This is a genomic window from Kitasatospora sp. NPDC127121, from assembly GCF_042677305.1.
In the GTDB taxonomy this organism is placed as follows: Bacteria; Actinomycetota; Actinomycetes; order Streptomycetales; family Streptomycetaceae; genus Kitasatospora.
Map to the genome: position 1 here is coordinate 64,283 of NZ_JBHXTQ010000040.1, position 8,472 is coordinate 72,754.

The 8,472-nt window shown below is 72.6% G+C and carries 7 protein-coding genes; 5 read left to right on the plus strand and 2 right to left on the minus strand.

Translation table 11 applies throughout. The annotated features are described in order from the left end of the window. Window positions 1–156: 156 nt before the first annotated feature. From ACFVHI_RS20830 to ACFVHI_RS20845, 4 genes are all read left to right on the plus strand, one after another. Window positions 157–2,424 carry an ATP-dependent DNA helicase UvrD2 gene (locus tag ACFVHI_RS20830; protein WP_380341431.1) on the plus strand — a complete coding sequence of 756 codons (2,268 nt, stop codon included), beginning with the start codon at window positions 157–159 and terminating at the stop codon, window positions 2,422–2,424. A gap of 261 nt (window positions 2,425–2,685) precedes the next feature. Further along, window positions 2,686–3,132, plus strand: coding sequence for a hypothetical protein (locus tag ACFVHI_RS20835; protein ID WP_380341433.1), 447 nt, complete (start codon window positions 2,686–2,688; stop codon window positions 3,130–3,132). Window positions 3,133–3,299: 167 nt separating this feature from the next. Further along, window positions 3,300–3,668: a WhiB family transcriptional regulator gene (locus ACFVHI_RS20840; protein ID WP_371517211.1), complete on the plus strand. Its 369-nt coding sequence runs from the start codon at window positions 3,300–3,302 to the stop codon at window positions 3,666–3,668. Window positions 3,669–3,817: 149 nt separating this feature from the next. After that, a complete protein-coding gene (locus ACFVHI_RS20845) occupies window positions 3,818–4,063 on the plus strand; it encodes a hypothetical protein (RefSeq protein WP_079136258.1) in 246 nt (81 codons plus the stop codon). A gap of 118 nt (window positions 4,064–4,181) precedes the next feature. Here the strand turns inward: ACFVHI_RS20845 and ACFVHI_RS20850 are convergent, their stop codons facing one another. Continuing rightward, window positions 4,182–5,633 carry an ABC1 kinase family protein gene (locus ACFVHI_RS20850; protein ID WP_380341436.1) on the minus strand — a complete coding sequence of 484 codons (1,452 nt, stop codon included), beginning with the start codon at window positions 5,631–5,633 and terminating at the stop codon, window positions 4,182–4,184. Window positions 5,634–5,881: 248 nt separating this feature from the next. Then, window positions 5,882–6,604: a TetR/AcrR family transcriptional regulator gene (locus tag ACFVHI_RS20855; RefSeq protein WP_380341439.1), complete on the minus strand. Its 723-nt coding sequence runs from the start codon at window positions 6,602–6,604 to the stop codon at window positions 5,882–5,884. Between the two features lie 165 nt (window positions 6,605–6,769). Here ACFVHI_RS20855 and ACFVHI_RS20860 point away from each other — a divergent pair, with 165 nt between their 5' ends. Beyond that, window positions 6,770–8,305 (plus strand): MFS transporter, encoded by a 1,536-nt coding sequence (locus tag ACFVHI_RS20860; RefSeq protein WP_380341442.1) that lies wholly within the window; start codon window positions 6,770–6,772, stop codon window positions 8,303–8,305. Window positions 8,306–8,472 lie beyond the last annotated feature (167 nt).

Consider the following 8,472-nt stretch of genomic DNA (forward strand, 5'->3'; position numbering starts at 1 on the left):
AACGCCCACCGCGCGACGGTCATTCCGCGCGGCCACGCTCCGTCGCACCACGACGGCGCCCGAACGGCCCCGCGCGCCCCGGTGCGCAGCGATCATCCTGCGATCACACCGTGCCTGTGGACAACCCCGCCCCCGTTGTCCCAGCGGGCTGAGAGGATGGAAAGCATGCAGGAAGACCTCTTGAGCGGCAGCCCGTCCGACGGCCCCCACGGCTCCCTCTGGGCCGACCCCACCGCCGCCACGGGCCCCGACGCCGTGCTCGCCGGGCTCGACCCCGAACAGCGCGCCGTCGCCACCGCCCTGCACGGGCCCGTCTGCGTCCTCGCCGGCGCCGGCACCGGCAAGACCCGCGCCATCACCCACCGGATCGCCTACGGCGTGCGCAGCGGCGTGTACCAGCCCCAGCAGGTCCTCGCCGTCACCTTCACCGCCCGCGCCGCCGGCGAGATGCGCGGCCGACTGCGCCAACTCGGCGCCGACGGCGTCCAGGCCCGCACCTTCCACGCCGCCGCCCTGCGCCAGCTCCAGTACTTCTGGCCGCGCGCCGTCGGCGGCCCCGTGCCCCAGCTGCTCGAACGCAAGGTCCAGCTCGTCGCCGAATCCGCCGGCCGCTGCGGCCTGCGCGTCCAGCGCACCGAACTGCGCGACCTCACCGCCGAGATCGAATGGGCCAAGGTCACCCAGCTCGGCCCCGACGACTACCCCGCCGCCGTCCAGAAGTCCGGCCGCGAAGCCCCCCGCGACCCGGCCGAGACCGCCCAGGTCTACCGCGTCTACGAGGAGACCAAGAGCCGCCGCGGCGTCATCGACTTCGAGGACGTCCTGCTGCTCACCGCCGCCATCCTGGAGGACCGCCCCGACATCGCGGACCAGGTCCGCTCCCAGTACCGGCACTTCACCGTCGACGAGTACCAGGACGTCTCGCCGCTCCAGCAGCGGCTGCTCGACCAGTGGACCGGCCCCGGCGGCGGCGCCAGCCTCTGCGTCGTCGGCGACGCCAGCCAGACCATCTACTCCTTCACCGGCGCCACCCCCGACTACCTGCTCAACTTCCGCACCCACCACCCCGAGGCCACGGTCGTCAAGCTGGTCCGCGACTACCGCTCCACCCCGCAGGTCGTCCACCTCGCCAACGGACTGCTCAGCCAGGCCCGCGGCGAGGCCGCCCGCCACCGCCTCGAACTCGTCTCCCAGCGCGAGGCCGGCCCCGAACCCGTCTACACCGAGTACGAGGACGAGCCCACCGAGGCCGAGACCACCGCCCGCCGGATCAAGGACCTGCTCGCCACCGGCGTGCGCGCCAGCGAGGTCGCCGTCCTGTTCCGCACCAACGGCCAGTCCGAGGTCTACGAGCAGGCCCTCGCCGACCTCGGCGTCCCCTACCAGCTCAAGGGCGCCGAGCGGTTCTTCGAACGCCCCGAGGTCCGCGACGCCGGCGTCCTGCTGCGCGGCGCCGCCCGGGCCGGCGCCGACCCGCTCACCGCCGACGCCCCCGACCTCGCCGGCCAGGTCCGCGCCGTCCTCGCCGCCCGCGGCTTCACCGCCGAACCGCCCGCCGGCTCCGGCGCCGTCCGCGACCGCTGGGAGTCCCTCGCCGCCCTCGTCCGGCTCGCCGAGGAGTTCGAGCGCACCCGCACCGCCGCCGGCCACAGTGCCGACCTCGCCGCCTACGTCGCCGAACTCGACGCCCGCGCCGCCGCCCAGCACGCCCCCGCCGTCGAAGGCGTCACCCTCGCCTCGCTGCACGCCGCCAAGGGCCTCGAATGGGACGCCGTCTTCCTCGTCGGCCTCACCGAGGGCACCCTGCCGATCATCTACGCCAAGACCGACGAGCAGATCGAGGAGGAGCGCCGACTCCTCTACGTCGGCGTCACCCGCGCCCGCAGGTACCTCTCCCTCTCCTGGGCGCTCAGCCGCTCCCCGGGCGGCCGGGCCAGCCGCAAGCCCAGCCGCTTCCTGGACGGGCTGCGTCCCGGCTCCAGCGCCCCCGGCGCACGCACCGGCGGGCGGGGCGGGCGCGGGGGCGTGGAGCCCGGCGAGCGCTCCGCCGGCCGGCGGGTCCGCGGCCCGGTCAAGTGCCGGGTCTGCGAGAAGGTGCTCACCGAGGCGGTCGAGCGCAAGCTGCGCCGCTGCGAGAGCTGCCCGTCCACCATGGACGAGGCGCTGTACGAGCGGCTGCGCGAGTGGCGGGCCCGGCAGGCCAAGAAGCAGGGGGCGCCGGCCTACGTGGTGTTCACCGACGCCACGCTCATGGCCATCGCCGAGGACGTGCCGGCCAGCCGCCAGGAGCTGGCCGTGATCTCCGGGGTCGGCGCGATGAAGCTGGACAAGTACGGGGCGGCCGTGCTCTCGTTGTGTGCGGGGGAGGAGCCCGAGGAGGATCCGGACGGCGTCGAGGACGGCGAGCCGGTCGATCCGGCGTGAGCCGGTCCGGGCGCGGTCCAGGGGAGTCTCCCGGGGGCCGCTCGGGGGACATTCGAACCCGCCGTGAAAAATAGTTTGCGCGGCATACCGGGAGCGCAATAGCCTGCCGGAGCGGTCAAGGGGACGAGATCGCACGGGGTGACACCTGTGCCGAATCCCCTGCACCCAACAGCTTCACCGAGACAGACATCCGAACATTCGGAGCCGGGGCGACCTGGCTCCGCGAGACGCCGAGAGGAGGCGATGACAGTGGGAAACATCATGATCACCAAAATGACTGGCCAGACCGTTGTTGCTGCCTCCCTGCGTGCCGCCCGTCTGCGGGCGCTCGCCGAGCTCGGTGGAACCGGTCTGGGTCTCGACACCACCGGTGTCTCCGTCGTCCCCGCTGTCAGTGGCCTTGGACACACTGATGTCTGCGCCGCGGGCGGCAGGAACGTCGAAGGCACCTCCGTCGAGGCCGGTCTGTCCGGCGACTGGGCGTCGTTCGGCACGTCGCGCTCCCTGCGTGATGAGCGACCGACCCAGGCACCGAAGGCAGTCGTAGCAGCCGCCATGCATGGCGACTATGCGCAGGTCGTCGGTGCCGGAAGCACCCAGAAGCAGAACGAGCAGCAGATTAACCAGGCCATGGCCGCCTTTGCGGGCGCCACGGCCATCCGGATGCGGGCCTTCCGCGGGCCTGAACCCTGGAGAGAACGAACCTGAGTAAGCCTCAGGTCGGCACCTCCAGGGCCGCGGAACCCGTCACACCGGGATCCGCGGCCCTTCTGTTTTGTCCGGTACGCAAGACCACCCAGGCCCCCCGGGGCCTCCGGCCCAGACCCACCAGCCATCTGGGCCGGAACCACTGAAAAGACGAGGAAGACGCCACAGTGTCCACGGTCATCACGCCGCCCATCCCGTCCGTACCGCCGACAAGCCAGATCACCAAGGCCGACCAGGCCGACCCCCCGGAGGTTCTTTCCATGCAGATCAGCTCCATCGAGCAGGCCGAGGCGCTCGGGCTCCCCATCCCCTGCCGCGCCTTCGACCCCGAGGTCTTCTTCGCCGAGACGCCCGCCGACGTCGAGTACGCGAAGTCCCTCTGCGGCACCTGCCCGGTCAAGGACGCCTGTCTGACCGGTGCGCTGGAGCGGCGCGAGCCGTGGGGCGTCTGGGGTGGCGAGCTCTTCGTCCAGGGTGTCGTCGTGGCCCGCAAGCGGCCGCGTGGCCGTCCGCGCAAGACCGAGGTCATGGCGTGAACCCCGCCCACGGCGCCAGGGCCGTCCGCCGGGGAGAGCAGCCCCTGCTGGACAGCTCCCTCCGCCGTTCCGTCCGGATCGCCGCCGCCAAGGCCGACGCAGCCCGGCCAGCCCCCTTCCCGAGCACGCACCACGAGCAGGACCACCACATGACCGCCGCCGCCATCGATCCGACCGTCCGCGCTGAGCAGACCACCGAACTTCAGATCCAGAACAGGACCCTCGAAATGCAACTCCTCCACGAATCCCTGGCCCGGGCCCATATGCAAGAGCGCCTGCACGAGGCCGAGCACCAACGCCTCGTCACCCGGGTCGCCCGGGCCCGCCGGCTCAAGCAGCGGGCCGAGCGCGCCTCGCTGCGGGCCCGCAAGGCGATCGCCGTCGCCCTGATGTAGTCGCGGCTGTCGTCGCGGCTTTCGTCGCGGCGCGGGGCCTCCCCGCGTTCCACCCCCGTCGTGCCGCAGGCCGCCCCCCGTCACGGGGAGCGGCCTGCGGTCGTCGGGGGCGTTGTGGTCAGCTCTTGCGGGTGCGGTTGGCGGGCTCGCCGCCTGCCGGCTTGCGACCGGCCGGCTTCGCCGTCCCCGCCGGTCTCGCCGTCCCCACTGGGTCGGCCGGCTTCGCCGTCGCCGCCGGTTCCCGACCGGCGAACTGGGGCAGCCACGCCAGCATCTCCGCCCGGAACGGCGCCTGGGCGCCCAACTGGCAGAGCACCCCGATGGTGCTCAGCGTCACCCGATGGATCAGCAGGTACGCGGGCGGCAGGTTCAGTTGCTTGCCCAGGTTGTAGGCGGGCGAGCGCGGATCGGCGATCCGGGCCGCCTGCGCGCGCATCCAGGCCCGGGTGAAGTGGAAGCTGTCCACGGCGGCCGGCTCGATGATCGGCCGCAGGTAGTCCAGCACCGCGTCCGGGTCCAGCTCGATCGAGGGCTTGACGAAGCCCTCCTCGCGCAGCATCTTCAGCACGCCCGCCGCGTCGCCGTCCAGGGCCATCCGCAGCGACGCCCCGATCGGCGCGGGCAGCCCGCCCGGCAGCCGGTCCACCGTGCCGAAGTCCAGCACCCCCAGCCGCCAGCCCTCCGCCGGGCCGTCGTCCTTCAGCAGCCGGAAGTTGCCCGGGTGCGGGTCCGCGTGCAGCAGGCCGGTCCGGGACGGGCCCGCGAACAGGAACCGGGCCAGCAACTGCCCGGCACGGTCGCGCTCCTCCTGGGTGCCGCCCGTGATCACCTCGGCCAGCGGGGTGCCGTCCATCCACTCGGTGACCAGCACCTGGTCGGCCTGCGCCACCACGCCGGGCACCACGATGTCCGGGTCGCCGGCGAACTCCTCGGCGTGCCGGCGCTGGGCCTGCGCCTCCAGCTCGTAGTCCAGTTCCTCCGACACCCGTTCGCGCAGCTCGGCGATCAGCGGCTTGATGTCCAGCCCCGGGATCAGCGGGCCCAACAGCCAGGCCACCCGGCTCAGTTGCGTCAGGTCGGCGAGCAGTGCGTCGCCCGCGCCCGGGTACTGCACCTTGACCGCGACCCGGCGCCCGTCGTGCCAGACGGCCCGGTGCACCTGCCCGATCGAGGCGGCCGCCGCCGGCCGGTCGTCGAACTCCCGGAACAGCTCGCGCCAGCCGTCCCCGAGTCGCTGGGCGAGCGCGGTGTGCACCTTGGCGGCGGGCATCGGGGGAGCGGCGTCCTGCAGCTTGGTGAGCGCGGCCCGGTACGGCCCGGCGACCTCCTCGGGCAGCGCGGCCTCGAAGACGGACAGCACCTGCCCGAACTTCATGGCCCCGCCCTTGAGTTCACCCAGGACTTTGAACAGCTGGTCGGCGGTGGCCTGCTGGAGCTCGGCCGTCACCACCTCGGCGGAGCGCCCGCCGATGCGCTTGCCCAGACCGAGCGTGGCGCGTCCGGCTATCCCCAGCGGCAGGGCGGCGAGCCGTGCCGTGCGGGTCACTGCCTTGCGCGGAAGATCGCTCACCCGGGCCTCCATTCCCTGGCCCCCCGACACCGGACGGCCCACCATCACTAGGCCATTGTGCCCGCTCCCCGCCCCGCGACCGCCGGTATTTCGCCAGGCGGGGAGGGGGCGCCCGTACGAGGGCCGCGACCGCTGTCCCTTTGCGGGGGAGTTGGACGGCTTGGTCCGGTCGGACCGGTGTGGTGGGCGGGCGGTGGCTGCGCGCCGAGTGGAGTGCCCGCGGGTCGTCCGGTCGGCGGGTCAGCGGGTCAGCGGGGCAGACGGAGGGCCAGGCCGTCCAGGACCACGGCGAGGCCGTAGGCGAACTTGGCGTCGCGCGTGGCGGCCGGGTCCGGGTCCGCGGAGACGGCCGAGTAGGCGTCGGCGAGGTGGGCGAAGCCCGCGGTGGCCTCCCGGGCGGCGGGCATCAGCCGGGCGATGAACGCGGCCTCGCTCTCGCCGGCCCGGGCGACGGTGGTGAGCCAGGCCGCCTCCGTGGTGCTCATGCCGACGACGTAGGAGATGACCGTGTCGATCGCCCGGACCGGCTCGGGGAAGCCGGCCGAGGTGAAGAAGGCGGTCAGCCGCTCGCCGTAGGACAGCAGGTTGGGGCCGAGGTGGGCGAGGCCGGCCTGGCCGAGGACGGACGACAGCCAGGGGTGGCGCAGGGCCGTCGCCCGGAAGGCGCCGGCGGCCTCGGTGGCGGCGGCGCGCCAGTCGGGGCTGTCGGCGGGCGGGAGGGTGATCTCGCCGAAGACCTCGTCCACCGCGAGCTCCATCAGCTCGTCCTTGGTCGCCACGTGCCGGTACAGGGAGGTGGCGCCCGCGTTCAGCCGGGTGGCGAGCTTGCGCATGCTCAGGGCCTCGATGCCCTCGGCGTCCAGCATGGTGATCGCCTCGCGGACGATCGCGGCCCGGCTGAGTGCGGGCTGGTCGGGCTCGCGCTGCCGACGGGCCCATACGGACGGGATCGGGTTCGTTTCGGCGGCCATGGCGGCTCCCCTTCCCTCTGCTCCTGCTTCGCTGCGTACACCGTTCGCATTGAGCGTACAGGAGTCGGATATTGCGCACGCTGTTCCGCTATGCGTACAGTGTGCGCAACGAAGGAACGGGGTGCGCACCGGGGGAACGGTGTGCGCAGAATGGAGGGGTGGCTGATGACAGCGCTCAACGCGACCGAGGGCCGCAATCCGCACCGCTGGTGGATCCTGATCGTGCTGTGCCTGAGCTCGCTCGTCCTGGTGGTCGACAGCATGGCGCTCACGGTCGCCGTGCCCTCGATGACGGCGGACCTCGGCGCCAGCGCCCAGGACGCCCAGTGGATCCTCGACTCCTACGTCCTGGTCTTCGCCGGGCTGCTGCTCACCGCCGGCAGCCTCGGGGACCGCTTCGGCCGCCGGAAGATCATGATCATCGGACTGCTGCTCTTCGGGGCGGCCTCCCTCGCGGCCACCTTCTGTACCAACCCCGGCGAGGTGATCGCGGCCCGGGTCGCCATGGGCGTCGGCGGATCGCTGATCATGCCCTCGACGCTGTCGATCCTCATCACCGTCTTCGACGAGGACGAGCGCAACAAGGCGATGGCCGCCTGGAGCTCGGTGGCGATGCTGGGGCTGGTCGGCAGCCCGGTCCTCGGCGGCGTGCTGATCAACCACTTCTCCTGGCACTCGATCTTCTTCATCAACGTCCCGGTCGTCGCTCTGGCGATCCTGGCCGGCCTGCTGCTGATGCCGGAGTCCAAGGGCCCGTGGCAGAAGCCCGACCCGCTCGGCGCGGTGCTCTCCGCGGCCGGCATGACCGCCCTGGTCTGGTGGATCATCGAGATCCCGCAGCACGGCGCCTTCGGCGGCCAGTCCCTGGTCACCCTGGCCATCGCGGTGCTCGCGCTCGGCGGGTTCGTGGCGTGGGAGAACATCGCCTCCGCGCCCATGGTTCCGCTGGCGCTCTTCAAACACCGCAACTTCAGCGGGGGCTCGCTGTCGCTGACCCTGGTGCAGATCGGCAACGGCGGCCTGCTGCTCGTGCTCACCCAGTACCTGCAGTTCGTGCTCGGCTACTCGCCGGTCAAGGCGGGCCTCGCGTTCGTGCCGCTGGCCATCGCCGCCCTGGTCGGCAACGGGGTCGGCGCCAAGTTCGCCGCCACGATCGGCAACCGCCTGCTCATCCTCACCGGGATGCTCGTCATGGCCGCCTCCTTCGCCCTGCTGACCACCGTCACCGCCGGCACCGGCTTCACCGTCCCGGCGGTCGCCCTCGGGCTGCTCGGCCTCGGCGCGGGCCTGGCGATGCCGGCGGCGGTGGGCGCGCTGATGGGCACCATCCCGCCGGAGCAGGCGGGCGTCGGTTCGGCGCTGAACGACACCATCCAGCAGGCCGGTACCGCGCTCGGCATCGCCATCCTGGGCTCGCTGCTGTCGAGCGGTTTCGCCGCCGAGATGCCCGCCGGGATGCCGGAGGAGGCGAAGCACTCCGTCGGCGGGGCGCTGGCGCTGGCTAACGGGGACGCCGGGCTCGTCTGGACCGTCCGGGAGGCCTTCACCTCGGCGATGTCGACGACCTTCACGATCAGCGCGATCGGGGTGCTGGCGGCGGCGGTGGTGGCCACGCTGGTGATGCGCGACCGGAAGGCCGGGATGGCGGCGGGGGAGCCGGTGGCCGGGGCGTCGGTGGAGGACACCGGGATCGCCGCCTGACTCCGCTGGACCTGGCTGGTCCACCTCGCTGCGAAGGCCGGTGCCCCTGGGGGCACCGGCCTTCGGTGTGGCGGGGTGGGGCGGTGGTGCGCAGGAAGTCGGACGGGCCGACTTCCTGTTTTTTTTTATTTTTCTGATGTTTGGGTCGATTTAGGGAGTGTAGTTCT